The 26,009-nt window shown below is 27.3% G+C and carries 18 protein-coding genes and 1 pseudogene; 4 read left to right on the top strand and 15 right to left on the bottom strand.

All coding sequences use genetic code 11. From position 1 onward, the window contains the following. Positions 1-192: 192 nt before the first annotated feature. The 9 genes from BVAF_RS03185 to BVAF_RS01465 form a co-directional block, all read right to left on the bottom strand. Positions 193-600 carry a DNA polymerase III subunit gamma/tau C-terminal domain-containing protein gene (locus BVAF_RS03185; RefSeq protein ID WP_044026128.1) on the bottom strand — a complete coding sequence of 136 codons (408 nt, stop codon included), beginning with the start codon at positions 598-600 and terminating at the stop codon, positions 193-195. 103 nt (positions 601-703) lie between these two features. Further along, the gene (dnaX, locus tag BVAF_RS03155) at positions 704-2,362 is read right to left on the bottom strand and encodes a DNA polymerase III subunit gamma/tau (RefSeq protein ID WP_071818259.1); all 1,659 of its coding nucleotides are present in this window, start codon (positions 2,360-2,362) and stop codon (positions 704-706) included. 63 nt (positions 2,363-2,425) lie between these two features. Then, positions 2,426-2,977 (bottom strand): adenine phosphoribosyltransferase, encoded by a 552-nt coding sequence (apt, locus tag BVAF_RS01495; protein WP_013516626.1) that lies wholly within the window; start codon positions 2,975-2,977, stop codon positions 2,426-2,428. Positions 2,978-3,441: 464 nt separating this feature from the next. After that, entirely contained in the window at positions 3,442-5,769 is a 2,328-nt protein-coding gene (lon, locus tag BVAF_RS01490) for an endopeptidase La (protein ID WP_013516625.1), read from the bottom strand. A 344-nt stretch (positions 5,770-6,113) separates the two neighbouring features. Then, on the bottom strand, positions 6,114-7,454 hold the full coding sequence (gene pmbA / locus BVAF_RS01485) for a metalloprotease PmbA (protein WP_013516624.1): 1,341 nt from the start codon (positions 7,452-7,454) through the stop codon (positions 6,114-6,116). A 304-nt stretch (positions 7,455-7,758) separates the two neighbouring features. Then, complete coding sequence (gene tldD / locus BVAF_RS01480) at positions 7,759-9,237, bottom strand: metalloprotease TldD (protein WP_013516623.1); 1,479 nt, start codon at positions 9,235-9,237, stop codon at positions 7,759-7,761. 359 nt (positions 9,238-9,596) lie between these two features. Next, complete coding sequence (gene mreD / locus BVAF_RS01475) at positions 9,597-10,082, bottom strand: rod shape-determining protein MreD (protein ID WP_013516622.1); 486 nt, start codon at positions 10,080-10,082, stop codon at positions 9,597-9,599. A 137-nt stretch (positions 10,083-10,219) separates the two neighbouring features. Next, entirely contained in the window at positions 10,220-11,050 is an 831-nt protein-coding gene (gene mreC, locus BVAF_RS01470; RefSeq protein WP_013516621.1) for a rod shape-determining protein MreC, read from the bottom strand. Positions 11,051-11,160: 110 nt separating this feature from the next. After that, a complete protein-coding gene (locus tag BVAF_RS01465; protein ID WP_013516620.1) occupies positions 11,161-12,204 on the bottom strand; it encodes a rod shape-determining protein in 1,044 nt (347 codons plus the stop codon). 417 nt (positions 12,205-12,621) lie between these two features. Here BVAF_RS01465 and aroQ point away from each other — a divergent pair, with 417 nt between their 5' ends. Genes aroQ through accC form a run of 3 tightly spaced genes read left to right on the top strand, consistent with a single transcriptional unit; the run spans position 12,622 to position 14,961 of the window. Then, positions 12,622-13,071, top strand: coding sequence for a type II 3-dehydroquinate dehydratase (gene aroQ, locus BVAF_RS01460; protein WP_201763737.1), 450 nt, complete (start codon positions 12,622-12,624; stop codon positions 13,069-13,071). Positions 13,072-13,112: 41 nt separating this feature from the next. Next, complete coding sequence (gene accB / locus BVAF_RS01455) at positions 13,113-13,577, top strand: acetyl-CoA carboxylase biotin carboxyl carrier protein (RefSeq protein ID WP_013516618.1); 465 nt, start codon at positions 13,113-13,115, stop codon at positions 13,575-13,577. 22 nt (positions 13,578-13,599) lie between these two features. Further along, positions 13,600-14,961 (top strand): acetyl-CoA carboxylase biotin carboxylase subunit, encoded by a 1,362-nt coding sequence (gene accC, locus BVAF_RS01450; protein ID WP_013516617.1) that lies wholly within the window; start codon positions 13,600-13,602, stop codon positions 14,959-14,961. Between the two features lie 193 nt (positions 14,962-15,154). Here accC and gmhB read toward each other — a convergent pair. Then, a pseudogene (gene gmhB / locus BVAF_RS01445) lies at positions 15,155-15,738 on the bottom strand (D-glycero-beta-D-manno-heptose 1,7-bisphosphate 7-phosphatase). 179 nt (positions 15,739-15,917) lie between these two features. Here gmhB and BVAF_RS01440 point away from each other — a divergent pair. Beyond that, a complete protein-coding gene (locus BVAF_RS01440) occupies positions 15,918-17,705 on the top strand; it encodes a proline--tRNA ligase (protein WP_013516615.1) in 1,788 nt (595 codons plus the stop codon). A gap of 107 nt (positions 17,706-17,812) precedes the next feature. On the opposite strand, the gene tilS is transcribed toward BVAF_RS01440, so the two are convergent. The 5 genes from tilS to lpxB all read right to left on the bottom strand — a co-directional run bounded on the left by tilS (position 17,813) and on the right by lpxB (position 26,003). Continuing rightward, positions 17,813-19,420 carry a tRNA lysidine(34) synthetase TilS gene (gene tilS, locus BVAF_RS01435; RefSeq protein ID WP_013516614.1) on the bottom strand — a complete coding sequence of 536 codons (1,608 nt, stop codon included), beginning with the start codon at positions 19,418-19,420 and terminating at the stop codon, positions 17,813-17,815. 214 nt (positions 19,421-19,634) lie between these two features. Continuing rightward, positions 19,635-20,594, bottom strand: coding sequence for an acetyl-CoA carboxylase carboxyl transferase subunit alpha (gene accA / locus BVAF_RS01430; RefSeq protein WP_013516613.1), 960 nt, complete (start codon positions 20,592-20,594; stop codon positions 19,635-19,637). 21 nt (positions 20,595-20,615) lie between these two features. Continuing rightward, the gene (dnaE, locus tag BVAF_RS01425) at positions 20,616-24,125 is read right to left on the bottom strand and encodes a DNA polymerase III subunit alpha (protein ID WP_013516612.1); all 3,510 of its coding nucleotides are present in this window, start codon (positions 24,123-24,125) and stop codon (positions 20,616-20,618) included. 81 nt (positions 24,126-24,206) lie between these two features. Continuing rightward, positions 24,207-24,833, bottom strand: a complete 627-nt coding sequence (locus tag BVAF_RS01420; RefSeq protein WP_013516611.1) for a ribonuclease HII — start codon at positions 24,831-24,833, stop codon at positions 24,207-24,209. Between the two features lie 18 nt (positions 24,834-24,851). Further along, entirely contained in the window at positions 24,852-26,003 is a 1,152-nt protein-coding gene (gene lpxB / locus BVAF_RS01415) for a lipid-A-disaccharide synthase (RefSeq protein WP_013516610.1), read from the bottom strand. Positions 26,004-26,009 lie beyond the last annotated feature (6 nt).

Genomic DNA, 26,009 nt, shown 5'->3' with positions numbered 1-26,009 from the left:
TATACAAAAATTAGTAATTATTTCAGTTAATGTATTTAATTCTAAAATCATTGTGTTTTACATTTTACATTAATATGATTAATTGTTATAAATTTTAATTTATAACTATATTTTCATTTAATTCAAATAAAATATTTTACATCATAATAGAATTCAGAAATTATATGGATAATCTTATATATCTTATATATATTAAAAAATTTGAATATCCTCTTCATAAAATTTAGCATTAAAAAGAGATTGAATTATTTTTGTGTTTGGATCAATTAAAATTTTTTGTTTTAATTGTACAATTTTATTTGTATACAATATATATAAATATTCTATTGGAGTTTTTTCTACAAAATTATCATTTTTTATTATATATAATTTAATCGGCATTTTAAGGTTATTGCTAATTTCTAATTGTATAGCATTATGCAGATCTTTAGAATACAAATGTTGAAAACAAGTTAATAAATTTAAATAAAGCTTATTATCATCTACGATTTGTTTCCAAGAACTTAAAAGTAACTGTTTAGCTGGCTTTAATAAAGACAACTGATATATTTGAAATATCCAAGGATCAAATTGTACCGCTTCTTGAAAAATATCTTTCATAATAACATGTAAAGGTTTCTTAGAATCTAAATAGATATAATAATCTACCCTATGGGTATTAATATTAGATTTGTGAGAATTAATTTTTATTAATAGATTTTTATCATTTTTTTTTTATATTTTTAGAGTCATGAGGAATTGCTGTCATATTAATATCAGAAAATCGTTTTAATATATTAGCTAACTTTTTTTGAAATTCAATGTTTTTATCTGATTTAGCCTTCATTTTAATTGTTTTATTATAATTGTCATGATAGTTAATTAATTTTGATCGTGCTTTTAATATTTCAGAAACAGTATTAGAAGGAATTTTATTGGAAACAAGATGGGTATTAAAGATTTTGGTCACGTCGCCTAAATGAAGTTGATGATTGGAAGAATTATCATTAGGTATTATGTTTTGGGGAAGGTTTCTATCTACTACAGAAAGATTATGTTGATGTTGTATTTTCTGTAACTCTATAGTATTTGTATTTGTATGAATCTTATTAGAAATCAACGGTTTTTTAATAAGTGTTTTACTCTTAGGGATAGTTAACATGTTTAAATGAGTTGTGCTTTGTGGTAAAGAATTTTTACAATATTTTAAATTATCGTTAAATTTATTAATATCATTTTTATTGCTATTTTTTTTTGATTGTATATTGATTGGAGAAAAAGCTAATGCTCTTAAAATGGTCATTTCCGTTCCTATGCGATAACTTGGAGCATAAGATAATTCTTGTCGACCTAGTAAAAATATTTGATAATATAATTGTATAGTCTCAGGAGATATCTTCGTTCTTAAATTATGTATACGATGATTAATATTTTTCGATTTATTATTTGTATTATGCTGTTGTATGGTAGAAAATGAAGTAAATTGATTTATAGCTATTTTTTGAAGAATAGTAAGTATTTCAGAAAAAAAATGATCCCAATCTATTCCTATATTGGAATAATGATCAATTTTGTGCATTATATTGTTTATATTTCCGTTCATTAAATCTTCAATTAAAGATATAGAATCGTCTACATCTAAAATCCCAAGCATATTATTAATAACGTCAGAAGTTATATGATTACTATCCCCTAAAATAATTGCTTGCTCTAATAAATTTAAAGCATCTCTCATACTGCCTTTCGCTGAATTAGCCAATAGTTCCAATAAATGTATATCATTTATATTAATATTTTCTTGATTACAAATATATTGTAATTGAGTTGTAATTTGAGAAGTACTTAAAGGTTTTAAATAAAACTGTAAGCATCGAGATAGTATAGTTTCTGGTAACTTTTGATGGTCGGTAGTAATTAAGATAAATTTTACGTGATGAGGTGGCTCTTCTAATGTTTTAAGTAATGCATTAAAACTATGCCTAGATAACATATGAGCTTCATCTATTAAATAAATTTTAAATTGACTTTGAGACGGGGCATATTGCATATTATCTAAAAATTCCCGAGTTTCTTCCACTTTAGATCTAGATGCTGCATCTATTTCAATCAGATCAATAAAACACCCTGATTCAATATCTAAACAATTTTTACATTGACCGCATACATCATTATTAGATGCAAATTGAATTTCACAATTTAATCCTTTTGCAAATAATCTCGCTATCGTAGTTTTTCCAGATCCCCTTGTTCCAGATAAAATATAAGCATGATGTATTCTATTCAAAATAAAACTACGTATCATTGCCTTTATAATATGTGCTTGACCTACAATCTCTGAAAATTTTTTTGGTCTCCATTTTAATGCAAGAATTTGATAAGTCATAATCATTCTCTGTAAAGTTTTTTAATCATAAATCATATATTAAGGCAATAATTAAAATTTATATTACTCAGAAAATACTACTAGACTATAAGTATTTACTCCAATATTTTTTAATAATAAATTACCTCCTAAATATTCTAAATTTATTATAAAAGCAGCATCATTCACCTTTCCCCCTAATCTTCTAATTAATTTTACAGTTGCTTCAATTGTACCACCAGTAGCTAATAAATCATCGACAATAAGAACTTTATCTCCTGGTACAATTGAATCTTTATGTATTTCTAAACATCCTGTACCATATTCTAAAATATACGTTTCATTTATAGTATTACAAGGTAACTTCCCTGCTTTACGAACTGGGATAAATCCTACTTTTAAAATTAAAGCTAAAGGTGCTCCAAATAAAAACCCTCGAGCCTCTACCCCTATTATTTTTGTTAATTGATAATGTTGATAATGACTAGCTAAAAGTGTAATACTTGTAGAATACGCATTAGGATTTGCAAGTAACGTGCTAATATCCCTAAATATAATTCCCTTTTTTGGATAATTTGGAATAAATTTAATATTATTTTTAATTAACATTAATTGTTGATTTTTAGTATTTACCATATTTTTAGCCAAATATTTAAAATCATGTAGCATATAACAAGACTACTAATATATCAAATTATCAAAAATTATTTAGATATGCATTTATAATGCTTTTTAGAATTAAAATTATTGTTAATGATATATTTTATATATAAATTTGAAATACCAAAATATATGATCATTTCATTCAAAACATATAAATATATAATTATTTTAACTATATAAATTATCTACCTATCTTTTTAAAACAAAGCAATTTATAACAATAATTATTCATATATATATTCATGTATATAACATATATAAAAACAACAAGTTACTCATTATGATATTATTAAATATATTTAAAATTCAGCATAAGAAAGAAATTATTTAGCTTTACAAAACGCTCCGTAAACCCAACCCGTACAGTATACCCAACAAATCCTCAAAAAGATAGTTATCTTTTTGAGGATTTGTTGGGTATACTGTACGGGTTGGGTTTACGGAGCGTTTTGTAAAGCTAATGTTAATACTTCATCTATTTGTTTGACTGGATAAATGTTTAAATTATTTATAACAACATCAGGCATATCCTCTAAATCCCGTTTATTTTCATAGGGGATTAAAACAGTTTTAATCCCCCCCCTATGAGCTGCTAATAATTTTTCTTTTAAGCCACCAATAGGTAAAACTTGACCTCGTAAAGTAATTTCTCCAGTCATCGCTACATGTGCTTTAACAGAGTTTCCAGTTAAACAAGATACTAAAGCAGTACACATAGCAATTCCAGCACTTGGTCCATCTTTTGGAGTAGCACCTTCTGGAACATGTACATGAATATCTTTTTTTTCATAAAAGTCTGTTTTAATACCTAATTTATCTGCCCGAGCTCGCACGACAGTCAAGGCCGCTTGAATTGACTCCTGCATAATTTCTCCTAAAGATCCAGTATAAGTTAATTTTCCTTTTCCAGGAACACAAACTGTTTCAATAGTTAACAGATCTCCTCCAACTTCAGTCCAAGCTAATCCAGTTGCTTGTCCTATTCTATTTTCTTGTTCCGCTAAAGCACAATCATAACGTTGAACACCTAAAAAATCTTTCAAATTTTCTTCATTAATAGTGATACAGGTAATTTTTTTATTCAATAATAAATTTTTTACTGTTTTTCGACATAATTTAGAAATCTCTCTTTCTAAATTACGTACTCCAGCTTCTCTAGTATAATAACGAATGATACTTGTCAACGCATCATCTTGAATCAATAATTCGCCTGGCTTTAAAGCATTACGCTCAATTTGTTTAGATAATAAGTGTTGCCGAGCTATATTAAATTTCTCCTCTTCAGTATATCCAGATAATTTAATCACTTCCATTCTATCTAATAAAGGACTAGGAATATTCATAGAATTAGAAGTAGCTACAAACATAACATCAGATAAATCATAATCTACTTCTAAGTAATGATCGTTAAAAGCTATATTTTGTTCTGGATCTAATACTTCTAATAAAGCAGACGCAGGATCTCCACGCATATCAAAAGACATTTTGTCAATTTCATCTAATAAAAATAAAGGATTTTTTACCCCAATCTTAGACATTTTCTGAATTAATTTTCCAGGCATAGATCCAATATAAGTTCTTCTATGGCCTCTAATTTCTGCTTCATCTCTCATTCCTCCTAAAGCCATACGTATATATTTACGCCCTGTAGCTTTAGCTATCGACTTGCCCAGAGATGTTTTGCCAACACCCGGAGGGCCTACTAAACATAAAATAGGTCCTCTAATTTTGTTTATTCTATTTTGAACCGCTAAATATTCTAATATACGATCCTTAACTCGTTTTAAGCCATAATGATCTCTATCTAAACTTTCTTGAGCTTTTACAAGATCTTTTTTCATTTTACTTTTAGAATGCCAAGGCACCGACAATACCCAATCAATATATCCTCGTACTACCGTAGCTTCCGAAGACATAGGAGGCATCATTTTTAACTTTTGAAATTCTGATTCTATTTTATTACGAGCTTCTTTAGGCATTTTAGATGATTCTATTCGTCGTTTTATAGATTCATTTTCATCAACAATATTATCCATTTCTCCCAATTCTTTTTGAATAGCTTTGATCTGTTCATTTAAATAATATTCTCGTTGACTTTTTTCCATTTGCTTTTTTACTCGATTACGAATACGTTTTTCTACTTTCAATAATTCAATTTCAGACTCCATAACTGATATTAAATATTCTAAACGTTCAGTAATATTTGACATTTCTAATATAGACTGTTTATCATGTAATTTAAGCGGTATATGAGCAGCAATAGTATCTGCTAAACGATCAGCATCATTTATATTATTTAAAGACACTAATACTTCAGGAGGGATTTTTTTATTAAGTTTAATATACCCTTCAAATTGATGAATTACAGTTCTCATTAACACTTCTTTTTCTTTTTCATTTAATTCTTTAATGTCAAAATAATCTGCATCAGCTTTAAAGTAATTACCAGAATCTGTTAATTCAATAATCCGAGCTCGGATTAATCCTTCTACTAATACCTTTACTGTACCATCTGGAAGCTTTAACATTTGTAATATAATAGATACAGTTCCGACCGAAAAAAGATCATTAATACTAGGTTCATCATTAGATGCTTCTTTTTGAGCCACTAGCATAATCTTTTTATCTCCGCTCATAGCATATTCAAGACATTTAATTGATTTTTCTCTACCGACAAACAAAGGAATTACCATATGCGGATACACCACCACATCACGCAACGGTAATACAGGAATATCTATGCGCTCAGATTGCTTGGTATTCATAGAGCTATCCTTTTTTTAATTTAGCTCGCCAAATTATAAATTTTTTTACTACTCGGCTTCATCATATTTAATCACCACATACTTAACATATGGGGACATATTAGTTATATTCAACAGAAGGCTTATTTTAAAAGATAAATAAAGAATACGTCTCTTAATTAAAGATGCAGTAGGGTAGGGTTTTATCCTATATAACTTACTTTACTTCACTGCAATTAATTAATATAATATTCTTTATATATATTAAAGAATTCAAAAAATTATCGCTCCTTTCTTGTGCAAACACCGTGCATTATTATATTTCCCATCCGCTGTCTAACGAACGATCTTTACTTAATTTACAATTAAGTTCCTGCTATTTGCATAGCATTAATTAATATAGACCCGCAATGAATATTACTTCGTGTTTCAATATCATTGCTAATGGAATTCACATTTAAAAACATTTGCCGTAAGTTACCAGAAACAGTAATTTCATGTACCGGATATTGTATCTCCCCATGGTTTACCCAAAAACCAGAAGCTCCTCTTGAATAATCTCCAGTTACTATATTTACCCCTTGTCCCATAAGATTAGTAATAATTAAACCACGATTCATGATTTTTATTAATTCCATAAAACTGATATTTTGACAACTAACATACCAATTATGTATACCTCCAGCATTTCCAGTGCTTTTTAAACCAATTTTATTAGCAGAATAAGTATTTAATAACCAACTATTTAATATCCCGTTTTTCACAATTGATTTATTTAATGTTTGTACACCTTCATCGTCAAATGGAGCAGAACCTAACTCTTGAGAAACATGTGGTATTTCTTTAATGCAAAACCAAGAAGGAAAAATTTTTTTTCCTAAATCATTTAATAAAAAAGTAGATTGCTTATAAATATTATCTCCATGAATGGCATTCGCTAAATGTTGCAATAAACTGACAGCAGTTTCTGAAGTAAATAACACTGGAGATTCTATCGTATTAATTTTTCTTGAGTTTAAATGCATTAACACACGCCGAGCACATTCTTTTCCTACCCATTCCGGTGATCGTAATTTTTTAAAAACTCTGCTTAATGTATATGAATAATCTTGTTCCATAACACCATTACTTTCAGCAATCACATTACAAGATAAAAAATATTGACTACTACTATAACTGCTTAACATGCCATGACTATTACCAAAAATTACAGTGGTAATATGACTACTAAATCTTCCTCCTTCTGTGCAAATGATTCGTCGATCATAATTTAGAGCTGTATTTTCTGCTCTAGATGCTAATTGAATACTTGACTTAATATCTAATTCAATTGGATGACATAAATCTAAATATACAGGATTAAACGCTAATAATTCTTTATCTGCAATACCAGAATACAAATCTATAGAAGCATAACGCGCAATATCCACTGCATAATGAACCGCATCTATTATGGATTGTTCGCTTAAATTATTTAAAAAAACTATACCTTTCTTATGCTGAAAGAATACAGTAATTTTTAATATCTCATTATTATCAAATTCTATATTTTCTACGTTTCCATAACGCGTACTTACATTAATTCCAGTAGTCTTAATTATAGAGACCTCTGATTCTTGAGAACATTGACTTGTCAATTGCAGAGTGCGATTAGTTATCTTTTTTAAAAAAAGATCATTTTGTTTTGCATCACTCATTAAATCCATAATATTCTCTCATAATTCTAAAACCAACAATGAAAATTACATATGCACAATACAATCGAATGATCCCTTTATGTATAAGGGGGTCAAGATTTTACCAAAAATAACTTTTCAAGAAATATTAAAAAATATGTATATTTACTTTTAATATTGATTTTTTAAAAAAAGTTTACTCTAATCAATTTTAATAAATTTTGAACCTCACATTAAATTATCCCTATATATAAATTAAATAAATAATATATCTAATTGAATACTGACTTCCAACAAAACAGTAACTTAATCTAAATTTATATATAAATTTAGATTAAGTTACTCCTCCTATTGTAATTTTATTTAATTTTATAGTAGGTTGACCTACACTAACAGGGATTTTTTGTCCATTTTTCACACATGTACCTATTCCTGAATCCAATAACAAATCATTGCCTATCATAGAAATATTTTGCATTATTTCAATGCCTGATCCAATTAAGGTAGCCCCTTTTATTGAATTAGTAATATTACCTTTTTCTATTAAAAATGCTTCAGAAGTAGAAAAAACAAATTTTCCTGAAGTAATATCTACTTGTCCTCCTCCAAAATTTGTGGCATATACTCCATATTCAATACTGTTTATAATTTCCTCAGGTGTAGATTTTCCAGGTAACATATATGTATTAGTCATACGGGGCATAGGTAAATCCGAATAAGATTCCCTTCTTCCATTTCCAGTAGAACATACTCCCATAAACTTAGAATTTAATTTATCCTGCATATATCCTTGCAAAACTCCATCTTTAATTAAAATATTATATTGCCCCGGAATTCCTTCATCATCAATGATTAACGAGCCTCTAGACAATTTAAAAGTTGCATCATCTACTATCGTACATAACTCAGAAGCTACTTTCTTCCCAATTTCTTTAGAAAATACAGAGCTACCTTTTCTATTGAAATCTGACTCTAATCCATGTCCTACTGCTTCATGTATTAGGATTCCCGGCCAACCAGGACCTAATACTACTGGCATAGTGCCAATCGGGGCTGATATGGATTTAAGATTAGTTACCCCCATTTTAACGGCATTTTTAGTCCAATGATCAATGCAAGATTCTCCGTGAATAATATTATTTAAAAAATAATCATACCCACTTCTACCTCCTCCTCCACTAAAACCTTGCTCTCTTCTTCCATTATGTTCTACTTGCACTAATATAGACAAACGAATTAGTGGTCGTATATCTGCACTTAAAGTTCCATCAGTAGCAGCAACTAAAATTTGCTCATACATTCCTGATAAAGTTGCTTGCACTGTTTTTACATATGAATGTTCATGGCGAGCAATTTTATCTATTCTTATTAACAAATCAATTTTTTCTTCATTAGACATAGCAGATAATGGATTAACATTTAAATATGCATTTTTCTCCTTCTCTCTTTTAGAAAAAAGTAATTCTACTTCTCTATTATCACATTTCATTGCATTCTTAAAATTATTAGAATTCACAATACCAATAGCATCATTCATACTGTGAACCAATGAATCTAAAACTAACTTATTAGTATAAGAAAACCCTGTTTTCTCTCCTACAATTACACGAATTCCAACCCCTTGATTGACATGATAAGATCCGGATTTAATGATTTTATCTTCTAAAATCCAATTTTCATAAAAACGGGATTGAAAATATAAATCTGAATAATCGATATTAAAACTTTCTGCCATTCCCAATAAATATGAAAGATCACTAATTTGCAACTTATTAGGAACCAAAATTTGTTGACTGACAAATTCTATACTCATAATACCTCTATTTCATTTTTATATAAAATCTGTGTCTTTTTTCGTTAATTCTATATAATGATTAATTATTATATTTGATAGACCATGGATTAATGTATCCAACCACTTTTTATCTATCTAATCTAATAAATCCTTATTAATTAATTTTTTATAAAAAATAACAACAAAAACCAATTACACAATTGTTTTTATTAATTATATAAAATAACCATATTAAACAACTTAATATAATTTAATGATTTTAACACAATAATTGTATCAAAATATTATATTTAATGTAAAGTACTACTCATCTTTTTTATTATCATTTATTAATAAATATTATTTTTATACATATAAAAAACAATATTGTGAATATGTTATTTATACGTAAAATGTTTACTCATCAAAAACACTAAAAATGGCCATATTGAAAAATCTAAAATACAATTCCAAAAAATTTCTGGTGAACATGAATTTTTAATTATGAAAAATTTTATTAAAAATTTAATACTTTGATTAATCAAAGAGAAAAACAACACAAAAAAAGATTGCTGCCATATCGAAGTGTATCTAAAAATATATACTTTTCTCACAACTACATAACTAAGTATACTAAAAGATAAAGCATGTACCCCTATAGTAGAAAAACAAATACAATCTGTTAATAATCCTAAAACAAATCCAGCACCTATATTTATTTTATTTGGATGCATATTAATCCAATAAATTAGTACCATCAAAATCCAACTAGGCTGAAAATACCATGTTGTTACTAACGACATTACCCCTTGTAGTACCATTGCAATAATAAAGGAACAACAAACTATTCCAATTTTATACTTAACTATACGATAATGACGCATAATATATATTATTAATTAAATTCAAAATTATTAATAAAAATAAACATTAATTCGAAATATATTAATACTTTATATACCTATTTCACATATAATAACACTGATGATTTTTTTATTCACTTATCTCTTATTATTGATCATTATTCCAAAATTAACATAGCATAACGTAAATACTTTAAATTAACTATTGGTTTAGCTCGCACAATGGTATAATCTTGTTCCGAATTAACTTCTATATGAGAGATTTTAGCAACCGGGCATCCTGCTGGAAAACGACCATCCAATCCGGATGTAATTAATATATCATTAATACATATATCAGTAGAATTTCCTGAATACTCTGCGTATAAATCCAAATTAAAACCGCGACCCATTAATATTAAATACACATTATTAGCATCATTACGATTTAATTGCACAGATAAAGCATGCTCAAAATCTGAAATTAATAAAACTCGACTATTAAAATCATTAACCGAAATTACCTGACCTATGACTCCTGAAGCAGCAAACACAGGTTGTCCAACATATATATTTTTATTTTTACCTTGATTAATAATTGCTTGTTGATTATTTGGCTCTACATGTATAAAAATTATTTTAGTAATCAACTTACGTTTTTCTTGATAAACAGGGGAATTAAGTAATTCGTATAATTTCAAATTTTCATGTTTATATTGATCCATCAATAACAATTCACTATTTTTAAGAAATAACTCCTTACGTAATGCATCATTTTCTGCAATTAATTCTTTATATGTCACCAATACCTTGGCAACATAATTAAAAATATAATTTGGCTTATCACATAAATAATAAAATAAATAAATATAATTTGCTATACAATTTTTAAATGATGAAAACATATGAAACTTATTATCAGCAAAAACCATTACAATCGATACTATTACCGCTATAATTAAACGTAACTCCAAATATGGAATTCTTTTGACAATTCTACTATAAAGCACAACTTACACCTATAATAATTGTAATAACTATTAGTATAAAAATTCACTTATACGCAAAAAAATATTATAAAATTAAAAAAACAAGTATAATTTTAAAAAATAATCTTTTTTTATTCTTCGCTGAACAAATCTTTACCATGAAGATCTATCATATCAAGTGCTTTGCCTCCTCCACGTGCAACACAAGTTAAAGGATCTTCTGCTATAACTACAGGAATGCTAGTTTCTTTAATTAATAATCGATCTATATTTTTTAACAAAGCCCCTCCACCTGTTAATACCATTCCATATTCAGAAATATCAGAAGCTAATTCTGGAGGACATTGTTCTAACGCTGCCATAACAGCACTAACAATCCCAGTTAACGGTTCTTGTAGAGCCTCTAAAATTTCGTGATTATTTAAAGTAAAACTTCTAGGAATACCTTCTGCTAAATTTCGTCCACGTACCTCCATTTCTCGAAGTTCTTTATCTAAATACGCAGATCCTATAGTATGCTTTATTCTCTCTGAAGTTACTTCACCAATGAGAGATCCATAATGACGACGTACATAACTAATTATGGATTCATCGAAACGATCTCCTCCAATTCTGACAGAAGACGAATATACAACTCCATTTAAAGAAATGACGGCTACTTCAGTAGTACCTCCTCCAATATCTACTACCATAGACCCAGTAGCTTCAGACACTGGAAGTCCAGCTCCGATAGCAGCTGCCATAGGTTCTTCTATTAAAAATACTTCACGAGCTCCTGCTCCTTGAGCAGACTCTCGAATAGCCCTACGTTCAACTTGAGTTGCTCCTACCGGAACACATACCAACACTCTTGGACTAGGTCTCATAAAACTATTACTATGAACTTGTTTGATAAAATGTTGTAACATTTTTTCAGTAACAAAAAAATCAGCAATTACGCCATCTTTCATGGGACGTATAGCAACTATATTACCTGGAGTACGTCCTAACATTTGTTTCGCTGCATAACCAACAGCTGCTACACTTTTTGGAATACCTCCTCGATCCTGACGAATGGCAACAACAGAAGGCTCATTTAAAACAATACCCTGCCCTTTCAGATAAATAAGGGTATTTGCTGTTCCTAAATCAATAGATAAATCACTTGAAAAAATACCTCTAAATTTTTTAAACATATTATATTAAATCTTATCCTATTTTAATAAAAATTAAACAATCATCATTACTCAATCTTTTCTTAGCAAATTCAACAGGTAAAAATTCTAATTTTATATACATTCTACCTGTATATCACCGTATTTATTTTTATAAAAATATTATATCAATAAAAGATTGAAGATATTACTAATATCAATATTTATTTGTAACTTATTGTTATTATAAACAAATTAAAGTTCTAAAAATATAAACATTATTATTTGTTCACAAATTTTTAATTCTTAAAACATTCATATTTCAATAATATATTACTATGTTAAATTCAAATTCATATTTACTACAGTATGCACAAAAACACAAAAACATATATTTTTTTTATATAAATTTTATGTTACCATACACCAATTTAGTTTATCTTTTATAAGAGATTTAATCTGAATAACATGTTTAAATTACTATTAATAAATGGGCCAAACTTAAATTTACTAGGAATAAGAGAAACAAATCTATACGGACATAACCGTTTGTCTACAATTATATCAGATTTAAATAAAACTGCTGATTCTTTAGGAATTATTTTAAATCATTTTCAATCTAATGCCGAGCATAAATTAATTAACCGTATACATGAAAGTTATAATAATACAGATTTTATAATTATTAATCCTGCAGCTTTTACTCATACTAGTATAGCATTAAGAGATGCATTATTATCAGTAAAAATTGCTTTTATCGAAATTCATTTTTCTAATATATACAAAAGAGAAAAATTTAGAAGTCATTCCTATTTATCTGATATCGCTATTGGAGTAATCTGTGGTTTTGGAGAATTGGGATATCATGTGTCTTTACGCATGGCACATCAATATTTATCCAAAAATTAATAAATATAGTGAATATACACATTTAACGGTAGCTTATAATTATGGATATTCGTAAAATAAAAAAATTGGTAGAATTAGTAGAAGAATCCAGTATCTCTAAATTAGAAATCATTGAAGGAAAAAAAACAATACGTATTATTAGATCTGAATATAAAATATCGTCACAATCTTCTTTAGTTCCCATCACAACAAAAAGAAAAACAGAAGCTTTATCTAGTACAACAATAAATAAAGATCACCAACATGAATTATTAGACACAATTGATACATATATAGTTCGATCCCCCATGGTAGGTATATTTTACACTGCATCTTATCCACATGATAAACCATTTGTATTCATTGGAAAATCAGTTGAAATAGGAGAAACATTATGTATCATTGAAGCTATGAAAGTTATGAATCAAATTCAGTCTGAAAAATCAGGCATAATACAATCTATTTTGATAGATGATGGAAAACCAGTAGAATTTGGAGAACCCTTATTTATAATAAAAATAACATAAAAAACAAAATAAATTATATAATATGTTAAATAAAATTGTTATTGCAAATAGAGGTGAAATAGCTTTACGTATCTTACGTTCTTGTAAGGAATTAGGAATTAAAACAGTAGCAGTACATTCTACTATAGATCGTGATCTAAAACATGTTCTATTATCTGATGAAACTGTTTGTATAGGGCTCCCTTCTATAGTCGATAGCTATTTAAATATTCCAGCTATTATTTCTGCCGCTGAAATAACAGGAGCCACAGGAATTCACCCTGGTTATGGATTTTTATCAGAAAATGCAGATTTTGCAGAACAAGTTGAACGTTCTGGATTTATTTTTATAGGACCTAATTCTGAAACCATGCGTCTTATGAGTAATAAAATTTCTGCTATTTCTATTATGAAAAAAGTAGGAATAAAATCTGTGCCAGGACAAGATTTAAAAATAAATGAAAAAATAAATAATATTCCTTATATGAATTCCAATCATATCAATATTAATTATCCGGTTATTATTAAATCAGCATATGGAGCCGGGGGATTGGGAATGTGTGTGGTTAGAAAAAAAAATGATTTACAAAACGCTATAAAATTAGCAAAGTCAGAATCAAAAAAAATATTTAATAATGATTCTATTTATATAGAACGGTATTTAGAAAATCCAAGACATATAGAAGTACAAATTTTATCTGACGGTAAAGGAAATGCTATTTATTTAACAGAACGAGATTGTTCCATACAAAGAAGACATCAAAAAGTAATTGAAGAAACCCCAGCATCAGGAATTACTCCAGAAATGAGAATGTTTTTGGGAGAAAGATGTGTCCAAGTATGTTGTGAAATTGGATATAGAGGCGTAGGTACATTTGAATTTCTATATGAAAATGATGATTTTTACTTCATTGAAATGAATACTCGCATTCAAGTAGAACACCCAATTACTGAAATGATTACGGGTATAGATTTAGTTCAGAAACAATTAGAAATTTCTTCTGGATATCCATTAAATATCACTCAAAATGAAATTAATACTATGGGACATTCTATAGAATGTCGTATTAATGCCGAAGATTCTCAAACATATACTCCTAGCTCAGGTCGCATTACTCGATTTCATCCTCCTGGTGGATTAGGTATACGTTGGGAATCGCATATTTACTCTGGATATTTAGTTCCATCTTATTATGATTCACTAATAGGAAAATTGATTTCTTTTGGAAAAACACGTGAAATTGCTATAATTCGTATGAAAAACGCTTTATTGGAATTAATTATTGAAGGGATTAAAACTAATATTGAGTTACATCTTAAGATTATAACTGATGAATCTTTTATAAAAGGAAAAAATATTAATGTTCACTATTTGGAAAAAAAAATTAATATGTACAAAATGTAATTGTACTATACAATCAGTATAATAATTTTTTATAAAATATTTTTGACGAATATCTAAGCAAATAAGAAAATTAACTGGGGTTAATGAACATCATTAAAATTTTATTTAAACTAAAAAATATAATACATCATCACTAAAATTAATTACATATTTAATTACTCATTGCATATTTACTAAAATCTTAATAACATTTTTATATAACATTGTTATCATGATACTTTATTATTTCTGGTAAAAACTCTAAACTCTCAATAACATAATCTGGGTTCGATCCCCATTCTAATTCTTGTATTATTTTAGTATTGTATTTGTTATGTATTAATACTGTAGTACCTACTTGAGCCGATTTCCCTGCAAACATATCATATTTTGAATCTCCTATTATATAGGATTTACTCATATTGATATTAAAATATTTTTTTGCATTTATTAACATGCCTGGATTAGGTTTCCGACAACAACAAAACTGCTTAAATTTTTTAACTTTTCCTTTCACATGATGCGGACAATAATAAACAGCATCAATGTATATAAAATATGATTTCAAATAGGAAATCATCCATTTAGTTAAATACAAAAATTGTTCTTCAGTAAAAAATCCTCGGGCAATTCCAGACTGGTTGGTTACTATAATTAAAATAAACCCCATATCTTGCAATTCTAATAATGTTTTTATAACATTATCAATAAAAAAAAATTATTAATTTGAGATATATAATTATTATTAATATTAATGGTTCCATCTCGATCTAAAAATATAGCAGATTTAGCATTCATAATGGAATACCATTTTTATAAAAAATTATTAAATATACATTCATAAAATTAATCATACAATACAATAAAACACACAAAGATATTTTTATATATATGTCTACAAAAAATTTTAATAACATAAAAAATCTTAATACTATCCTATTTTACAATATATTATTCATTTTATAAAGGTTGTGTTAATGAGAGCTACTCAATATTTATTAACTACTCTTAAAGAAATTCCAAAAAACTGTGAAACTATTAGTCACCAATTAATGTTAAGATCTGGAATGATCCGACAAATATCAACTGGATTATATACATGGCTTCCTATCGGATTACGTGTACTAAGAAAAGTAGAAAATATTGTTCGAGACGAAATGAACAATATTAGTTTTATTGAAATATCTATGCCTATTATTCAACCAGCAAATCTATGGAAACAAAGTGGACGTTGGTCAGAATATGGCCCGGAATTGTTACGTTTTAAGAATCGAGTTAATCAAGAATTTGTTTTAGGACCAACTCATGAAGAAATGATTTCTAATCTTATTTGCAAAGAAATTATATCTTACAAACAATTTCCTATAAAATTATATCAAATGAATACTAAATATCGAGATGAAATTCGGCCAAGATTTGGACTAATACGAGCCAAAGAATTTACTATGAAAGATGGTTATTCCTTTCATACCAACAATAAATGCCTTCAAAATACATATAATAACATATACCATCAATACCATACTATTTTTAATCGTATTGGTTTAAATTTTCATGTTGTTCAAGCTGATACTGGAAATACAGGGGGAACACTGTCACATGAATTTCAAGCGTATCCTGAAAATAACAATAATTATACTGATAATGCAAACCAGACTGCTATGATGATTCATCATAATCAATCAAAAAACTTATCCATAAAACATAATAACACTACCAACCAAACACAATTTACACCAACATTACCTAATGAAATAATGAGATTAATCACAATACCACCAAAACATAATAATTCTATTCAATCAATCTTAGAGCTTCTTAATAAATTTAAATTACCTATCAATAAAACCATAAAAATCACTATTGTTAAAACGAATAACATCAATCAAAAATATCCATATAATTTTTTAGGATTAGTACTGCGAGCTGACCATCAATTAGATAATGAAAAACTTTTAATGATTCCAGAGATTTTTTTTCCAACATCTATTTTAAATAAACAAGAAGTTGAGAAAATTATTAAAGTCAAACCAATTTTATTAAATTTTATTCATTTATCTATACCTATCATCATTGATCGTAATGTAGCAATTATGAATGATTTTATCATTGAATCTAACATTGATGGCAAATATATTTTTGGAGTAAATTGGAATCGAGATTTACCAATGCCTAAAATAGCGGATTTGTATAAATCTAAATGTAATAACAATTATAAACAAAACAATAAAAACAAAAAAAACATAGCATTTATACAAAACAAAATAGAAATAGGACATATTTTTCAACTAGGAGACAAATATTCTCGTAGTATATATAGTTGTATACAAAAATATAATAAATTTAACATTAAAATTATAATGGGGTGTTATGGTATAGGAATTACTCGTATTATTCCCACAATTATCGAACAAAATTATGATCAATATGGAATAATTTGGCCTGATTCAATTGCTCCATTTAAATTAGCTATTATACCTATCAATATGCACGTATCTGTAAATGTAAGAAATACTACTGAAGAACTATATACTCAATTTAAATCTATAATAGGCTCTGATGTATTCATATATGATCGTAAAGAAAATCCCGGAATAATGTTTGCTGATATAGATTTAATTGGAATACCCCATATTCTTGTTATTAGTGATCGAAATTTAAATAATCAAGAAGTAGAATATAAACATCGAAAAACTAGAACAACTACAAAAATTAAACTGGACGTAATATTGCAGTTTTTAATCAACAAATTAATTCGTTGTTAACATAATTTTGATAATTAAAAAAAATATTACTTCGATTTTTAAGCATGATGATACCTTGTTCTTTCGTTTTAAGATTAATTTTTACTTAACAATAATATTAATTCCTTTTATTTTAAAACATTACAAATCACACCTTTAAATAAATTGTAGATGAGATCATTTTGTACCCAACTTATTTGTCGTACAGCAATTATGTCATCATTTATTATTTTTTCATCTGTAAGCCGTGTTATACTTCCATCTTTCGTAATAAATACGCCTATTGCTGATATTAAAATCTCATTATAAAATAATAAAGGTATACGACTACGAAGCCATGGAGGTATGGAATATTCCTGCCAGATCTTTTTTAATAATCTTCCTCGATTTCTGTTCATAAGATATAATAAGCCAGAGACATTACCAAATCGAATAAATATTTTTTCATCAACCTTCGGGTTTCGTATAAAACAATTTGTTACAACCCTTCCATTATTTGTAGAATAATTCAACAAAAAATCAGGTAATAATATATTTTTATTATTATAAAATTGCTTTGTTTTATGACAAAAACATTCATTTATCATACAAGATCTCGATATCAATAATCCTAACTTATCAGGTAACATCATAATCTTATTAAATGGATTCCAAGACAAATTAAACGTATTCAGAGGAGATTTCATAGTAATAGGTAAAATATATAATTTTTTTCGAAAACGACAACAGATATGATTCTTTCCTAAATTCAAAACAGGTTTAGAATCTACTTTACTTAATGCAACTTCAGTCCAAATACACTGTAATAATCGATAAGATGGCATATCTTTAAAGAAATTTCTTAACCAAAAACGTAATAATGCTTGTCTTTTTGAATGACTATATTTTAACAAAGGCAAAAAAAATAATGCTCCATTTACATCCACCAATGTATTTAAAGTTTCTAACAACAATTCACGTAATAAATTTTCTTGATTTCTACACAATTGAGCAGTACGCGTTACAACTTTATTAAAAGCAGGCCAACGTTTGTTTAACAAAGGTATAACTTGGATACGCAAAAAATTACGATCAAACCTAATATTTACATTGGTATCATCATTAATCCATATTAATTTTCTTCTATGTGCATATTCTTCTAATTGCCCTCGAGAACATCCTAATAAAGGTCGTAATACTCGATATCTATAATCATAATTTAACCAAACTTCTCTACTTATTCCGGATAATCCTGCAGGGCCACTGCCTCTTTTCAAAGCTAACAACACAGTTTCTAACTGATCATCCATATGATGAGCAGTTAACAATATTTCTTCTACATTTACATTTAAATAATCATATAATACTTGATAACGCAGTTTACGTGCTAACGATTCTACATTACTTCGCTTCTTGCAAAAGTTAAAATATTGAATATAAAGAATATTAAATGGTACATCGCGAATTTGACATTGATGAGCACAATGATTCGCCCAATCATCAGCTTTTTCATTTAACCCATGATGCACATACACAGCTTTTAGAAATAATGGAAACTTTCTAGATTTCATCCATATTTGAGAATTTTTCGTCAAAGTTGTCAATATATCTAAAAGTACTGTAGAATCTAATCCACCACTATAAGATAATAACAAATTACGATAATTAAGAATACAACATGCTACTTGATTATACAAATATTTATCTTGCAACGAAAGATTAGTGGATAAGATTAAAGTATCAATATCTATTAACATATAGTAATAAACATATTATTTATAAAAGACTATGAAATTGTATATATAAACAATTTTTATAAATTTTAATTAGTTTTAATATAATTTATTTAATTTTACAGATTAATTTAATACATCTATAGAATTAAAATTAATCAATATTATAAAATAAATTACTGTATATTTAATAAATTATACAATTGATTATAACAGTAAATAAAATAAATAAATCATGTCAACAATATCCAAAACTCATCCATTTTTGATATCTATTATTCAATAAATCTTTTTCTGTTAAACAATCTAATTCAATTAAATCTAAGAGTAATTGTTTTTTTATAGATAATGATGTAGATAAAATATCTCGATGAGCACCTCCTAAAGGTTCTGAAATAATATTATCAATAAGTTTTAATCTTTTTAATTTATGAGCAGTAATACCCATAGCCTCTGCAGCAATTGGAGCTTTTGTTGAATTTTTCCATAATATAGACGCGCATCCTTCTGGAGAAATAACAGAATATGTACTATATTCTAACATATTGATTTTATCTCCCACACTAATAGCTAAAGCCCCTCCCGAACCTCCTTCCCCAATCACCGTGCAAACAATAGGTATTTTTAATGTAATCATGGTACATAAATTTTTAGCAATTGCTCTAGCTTGCCCTCGCTTTTCAGCTCCTATCCCAGGATAAGCTCCTGGTGTATCTATAAAAGTAATTAGCGGCATATTAAATTTTTCTGCCATTTTCATTAATCGTAATGCTTTTCGATACCCTTCTGGAGCAGGCATCCCAAAATTTCGATCAATTTTTTCTTGAGTTTTACGACCTTTTTGATGTCCAATAATCATAACCGGACGAGAATCTAATCTCGCTATTCCTCCCACAATAGCTTTATCATCACCATATACTCGATCACCAGATAATTCATCAAAATCATTAAAAATATATTCTATATAATCTAAAGTGTGTGGACGACATGAATGTCGAGCCAACTGAGTAATTTGCCAAGAATTTAAGTTAGAAAAAATTCTTTGTATTGTCTCAACGTGTTTTTTTTTAAGATTATTTATTTCTTTATCAACATTATCTGATAAATTTTCATCACGATATATTGATTTGCTTAAAAAATTAATTTTAGATTCTATATCTAAAATTGGTTTTTCAAAATCAAGGAAATTTAAATTCATAACTCTCCCTATTCTATTATTTTAATCACTATTCAATTCTAATACGATCTGATCGTATCCAACAAGATCACGTAAATCAGTTAATAATTGATCAGTTAAAATAACATTCCATTTTTTATGACAGCGTAATTTAACTTGTATTCCATCAACTTGATATAGAAAATACACTGGAATACCCCCGGTAAGTTGATTTTTTTTAAAAACATTATAAATGTCGTGTAATAATTTTTTATTGCAATACTTATTATGCAATAAAACAGATAAATTACAAACATGACGTTTACGAAGATCATTAATATCCTGAATTTCGTGTACAATTATTTTATAAATATCGAGAATTTCATCATAATTTAAAATACCTTCAATAAAAATTAAATTGTTTTCTTTCAAACAGTAATGATACTTTTTAAGTAATTTTGAAAACACAACTATTTCTACTTGATCATCTTTATCTTCTAATATCCCAAATAATATATAGTTACCTTTTTTACTTAATTTTATACGTACAGATGAAAGTAATCCAAAAATACAAACCATTTCGTTATTTTTCTTTCGAAATACATCCTTTATTTTATTTATATTAAGGATATATTGTTCAATTTCATCAATATATTGATCAACAGGGTGATTAGTTAAATATAACCCTACAGTTTCTTTCTCTTTTTCTAATAAAATTTGATTATTCCATTTTGTAGATGTCATACAACTCATATTTAATACATTATATTCAGTAACTTGAGTATTTATATATGTTTCAAACATATCTGTTTGTTTGCTATTTTTTTTATTAATATATTGAGTTGCGTTATTAATTGTATCCTTTAATGTAGACAGTAATTTAGATCTATGTGTCTTAAATGAATCAAATGCTCCAGAAAAAATTAACTTTTCAACCATACGAAAATTTATTTTTAAATTTTCAATACGAACACAAAAATCAAATAATCCTTTAAATTCTCCATGACAATTACGAGATTTGACAATTTCATCTATTGATGTTTTTCCTATACCTTTAATCGCCCCAATTCCGTAAACAATTTCTTTCTTTTTATTTACACAAAAATAATATTGACTATTGTTGATATCTGGGGGATGGATTTTTAATCCTATTCTTTTGCACTCGTTTAATAAATTAATTGTTCTATTTAAATTATCCATATCTGAATTTAATGTAGATGCCATAAATTCAGCAGGATAATGAGTTTTTAACCATAATGTTTGATATGATAGTAACGCATATGCAACGGAATGAGATTTATTAAACCCATAACCTGCGAATTTTTCCATTAAATCAAAAATTTTTTTAGATAATATTTTATCTATGCCATTACGTACTGCTCCATCAATAAAAATAGAACGTTGCTTTGCCATATCTTCAGGTTTTTTTTTTCCAATAGCTCGCCTTAATATATCTGCCTTTCCAGGAGTATATCCAGCTAAAACTTGAGCAATTTGCATTACTTGTTCTTGATACAAAATAATCCCATAAGTGGACTTTAATACAGGACGTAAAGATTTATGTTCCCATTGAGAATCGGGATAATATATGGCTTCATATCCATGTTTCCGATTAATAAAGTTATCCACCATACCTGATTGCAAAGGACCTGGCCTAAATAAAGCAATTAAAGCTATTAAATCTTCAAAACAATCTGGTTTTAATCGTTTAATTAATGCCTTTATTCCTCTTGATTCTAATTGAAATATGCCAGTTGTTTTTGAAGTTTGTAATACATCAAAACTTTCCTGATCATTTAATGATATCTGATTAATATCAATTATTGATAAACAGGATTTCAATCTTAAATTATTAATCATTTTTAAAGATCGATCAATTACTGTTAAAGTACGTAACCCAAGGAAATCAAATTTTATTAACCCAATTCGCTCTATATCATTTTTATCAAATTGAGTCATAGGATGAGTATGATCACTATCATAATATAACGGGGAAAAATCAGTAATTTTACTAGGAGCAATAACTACCCCTCCTGCATGTTTGCTAACATTTCTAATAAGCCCTTCTAATTGCAAAGATAAATCAATTAATTTTTTAATCTCTTCATTATTATCGTACATCAGTTTTAACTGAGAATCCGTAGCATAAGATTGACTTAATGTTATTCCTATCTTAGATGGAATTAACTTTGCTATACTATTAATAAAAGTATAAGGATATCCTAATGCTCTGCCAACATCACGAATTACCGCTTTTGCTGCCATAGTTCCAAATGTAATAATTTGAGCTACAGCGCATGACCCATAAGTCTTAACAACATGATCAATGACTAAATCCCGATGTTCCATACAAAAATCAATATCTAAATCTGGCATAGATATACGTTCTGGATTTAAAAATCGTTCAAATAATAAATCAAACTTAATTGGATCAAGTTCAGTAATTGTTAAAACATAAGCCACTAATGAACTAGCACCAGATCCTCTACCTGGACCAACCGGAATTTTATTATTTTTAGCCCATTGAATAAACTCCATAACAATTAAAAAATAACCAGGAAATCCCATTTGAATAATGACATGTAATTCATGACTTAACCTTTCATCATATGGTTTCCTATTAATGTAACGTTTTTTATCATCTGGAAACAAATGTAATAAACGCTTTTCTAATCCTTTTTGAGCAAATTTAATAAGAAAATTTTCAATAGAGATAGAGCCAGTAGGAAATTTTGGTAAAAAAGACCCATTTAAATTAATAATACAATTACATCTTTGCGCAATTTCTACAGTATTTGTTAAAGATTCTGGTACATCTTTAAATAAAAGACACATATCTTGTGCGTTTTTCATAAACTGTTGTTTGCTATATTTATTCAATTGCTGAATTTTATCCACAACTACCCCGTCATGAATAGCAACTCGAATTTCATGTGCTAAAAAATCTTTTTCATTAATAAATCGTATATCATTCGTGGCTACTACTGGTAATCCTTTAATTTTTGATAGTTCTATTGCTAATTGTAAATATAATTCTTCATATTCACGACCAGTTCTAATTAATTCAATATAATACCTATTGGGAAAATAATTATTATAAAAAGATAAACGTTCGTCTATTTTATTTTTTTTATCTTTTAATAAATATTGACCAATATCTCCGTTACGACCTCCAGATAGCAAAATTAAACCTTTATTATATTCTTGTAACCAGGACATTTTAATAACAGGAAAAGAAGTATTAGATTTATATTTATAAGCTTTTGAAATTAATTGAATTAAATTTTGATAACCTTGACTATTAATTACTAAACACGTAATTTCATGAAAATCAATATTATCTGATGATGAATCTTGAATACAAAAATCAGAACCAGTAATTGGTTTTATACCTAATTCATAAGAATAATTGTGAAATTTAATAAGTCCAAATAAATTAGTAAAATCAGTCAGCGCTAATGCCGGCATGTTAAACAACTTAGCTTTTTCAAGTAACTCATTTACCTTAGCAATACTATCAATCATAGAGTAATCGCTACGTGTATGTAAATGAATAAAATTAGGATGTACCATAAATTATATTTTTAATTCAATTAAACTCATTATCAATACAAACGTTATGCACAACATTATATCTATAAAAATAGATAAATATTAAATCTTGCCTATCATGTGTTTCACAGGAGAAAATGTTTTTCGATGATATATTGTAGGGCCATAAAAATATAATTGTTGTATATGAAAATTAGTAGGGTATCCCTTATTATGATTGAGACCATATTGTGGATATTGAGTATTTAAAATTATCATTGCTCGATCTCGAATAACTTTTGCTATAATAGAAGCAGCACTAATTATTGGTATATAAACATCACCTTTAATAAAGCATTGATAAAATATATTTTTAAAAAATGGTGCCTTATTTCCATCTACAAGAATTAAATCCGGAATAATAGATAAATTTAAAACTGCTCGTTTCATTGCTAACAACCGAGCTTTCAAAACATTTAATTTATCAATTTCTGAAACACTAACTACACCTATACTCCAACTTAATGAATATTTCTGAATATCTTTATATAACTTCACTCTTTTTTTACTATTTAGAGTTTTAGAGTCAACTAATCCAGCAACATTGATTTTTTTTTGATTATTAAAAGGGGGAAATATTACTGCCGACGCTATAATTGGTCCCATCAAAGCTCCACATCCTACTTCATCTACTCCAGCAATTAATATAGGTTTATTATTTGTAATGATTATTAATTTTTTTTTATACATTATTTTATATATAAATAATTAAGATTTTATAAATTTTAAAATCTCATAAGCTGCTTTCTCATTTGCATTTAATTTAATAGATTGATGCAATTGATAAAAAATGCGTTTTAATGTTAAGAGCTGATCATCATTATAATTTAATAAATTTAATAAAGCTATAGATAAATTTTTCGGATTACATTCCTTTTGAATAAATTCTTGTACTATACTTTTTTTAGCTATTAAATTTGGCAAGGATATCCAAGGTATTTTAATAAAATTTTTTACTAACGTAAAAGTCAAAAGATTTGTACGATAAGCTACCACCATTGGACATTTTGCCAACATACATTCTAATGTCGCCGTTCCAGCTGTCAACAAAGCTATATCCGCTGCCACCATGATTTTCCATGCTTTTTGAGTATGTAAAACTTTAACTTTAACTGAAATAGATGAAGACAATTTCACAAACTGATCTATCAGTTTCTGATGATGTAACGGTACTAATACTTCAAGATTAGGTATATTATTATTTAATAATTCAATACAAGTTAAAAAATCTTGAGCCAACATTTTAATTTCTTCCATCCTACTTCCAGGTAATACGGCCAAACAAATTTTTTTATCAGAAATACCCAATTTTTCGCGTATTTTTATTTTATTAGGATATAATGGGATTTCATCAGCTAATACATGCCCAATAAATTTATGAGGCACATTAAAATAACTATAAATTGGTTTTTCAAATGGAAAGAGTAATAATACACTATGAACAGCTTTTTTTAAGTATAAAATACGATTTCGTCTCCATGCCCACACTGAAGGACTTACATAGTGTATTGTTCGGATACCTTTTTTCTTTAAATTATATTCTAAAGAAATGTTAAAATCTGGAAAATCAATACCAATGAAAATATCTAATTTTAATTTTAAAAACTGACTAATTAAATTTCTTCTAATACGTATTAAACTAGGTAATTTGAAAATTACTTCAGTAATACCCATTACTGATAATTCTTCAATATTATACCAACACTCCATGTTTTCCGAACGCATACGCATTCCCCCTACACCAAAAAAATATACATTTTTTAAATATTTTTTTAATGATTTAATTAAACCAACTCCTAAAATATCTCCAGAATTTTCTCCGGCTACCATACCAATTAAAATAGGACGACAATTTACCATAAAAAA

Origin of the sequence: Candidatus Blochmanniella vafra str. BVAF, assembly GCF_000185985.2 — a bacterium.
Taxonomy (GTDB): domain Bacteria; phylum Pseudomonadota; class Gammaproteobacteria; order Enterobacterales; family Enterobacteriaceae; genus Blochmanniella; species Blochmanniella vafra.
The sequence above is the reverse complement of the archived record's forward strand: the minus strand, read 5'-3'. Positions and strand labels throughout refer to the sequence as shown.

What these genes read in the sequence shown, in the direction of transcription:
- tldD (WP_013516623.1), bottom strand. Translation starts at nt 9,237, where the DNA reads ATGAGTATAGAATTTGTCAGTCAACAAATTTTGGTTCCTAATAAGTTG.
- pmbA (WP_013516624.1), bottom strand. Translation starts at nt 7,454, where the DNA reads ATGGATTTAATGAGTGATGCAAAACAAAATGATCTTTTTTTAAAAAAG.
- accB (WP_013516618.1), top strand. Translation starts at nt 13,113, where the DNA reads ATGGATATTCGTAAAATAAAAAAATTGGTAGAATTAGTAGAAGAATCC.
- tilS (WP_013516614.1), bottom strand. Translation starts at nt 19,420, where the DNA reads ATGTTAATAGATATTGATACTTTAATCTTATCCACTAATCTTTCGTTG.
- BVAF_RS01465 (WP_013516620.1), bottom strand. Translation starts at nt 12,204, where the DNA reads ATGTTTAAAAAATTTAGAGGTATTTTTTCAAGTGATTTATCTATTGAT.
- lon (WP_013516625.1), bottom strand. Translation starts at nt 5,769, where the DNA reads ATGAATACCAAGCAATCTGAGCGCATAGATATTCCTGTATTACCGTTG.
- apt (WP_013516626.1), bottom strand. Translation starts at nt 2,977, where the DNA reads ATGGTAAATACTAAAAATCAACAATTAATGTTAATTAAAAATAATATT.
- dnaX (WP_071818259.1), bottom strand. Translation starts at nt 2,362, where the DNA reads ATGACTTATCAAATTCTTGCATTAAAATGGAGACCAAAAAAATTTTCA.
- BVAF_RS03185 (WP_044026128.1), bottom strand. Translation starts at nt 600, where the DNA reads ATGAAAGATATTTTTCAAGAAGCGGTACAATTTGATCCTTGGATATTT.
- BVAF_RS01440 (WP_013516615.1), top strand. Translation starts at nt 15,918, where the DNA reads ATGAGAGCTACTCAATATTTATTAACTACTCTTAAAGAAATTCCAAAA.
- dnaE (WP_013516612.1), bottom strand. Translation starts at nt 24,125, where the DNA reads ATGGTACATCCTAATTTTATTCATTTACATACACGTAGCGATTACTCT.
- accA (WP_013516613.1), bottom strand. Translation starts at nt 20,594, where the DNA reads ATGAATTTAAATTTCCTTGATTTTGAAAAACCAATTTTAGATATAGAA.
- accC (WP_013516617.1), top strand. Translation starts at nt 13,600, where the DNA reads ATGTTAAATAAAATTGTTATTGCAAATAGAGGTGAAATAGCTTTACGT.
- lpxB (WP_013516610.1), bottom strand. Translation starts at nt 26,003, where the DNA reads ATGGTAAATTGTCGTCCTATTTTAATTGGTATGGTAGCCGGAGAAAAT.
- mreD (WP_013516622.1), bottom strand. Translation starts at nt 10,082, where the DNA reads ATGCGTCATTATCGTATAGTTAAGTATAAAATTGGAATAGTTTGTTGT.
- BVAF_RS01420 (WP_013516611.1), bottom strand. Translation starts at nt 24,833, where the DNA reads ATGTATAAAAAAAAATTAATAATCATTACAAATAATAAACCTATATTA.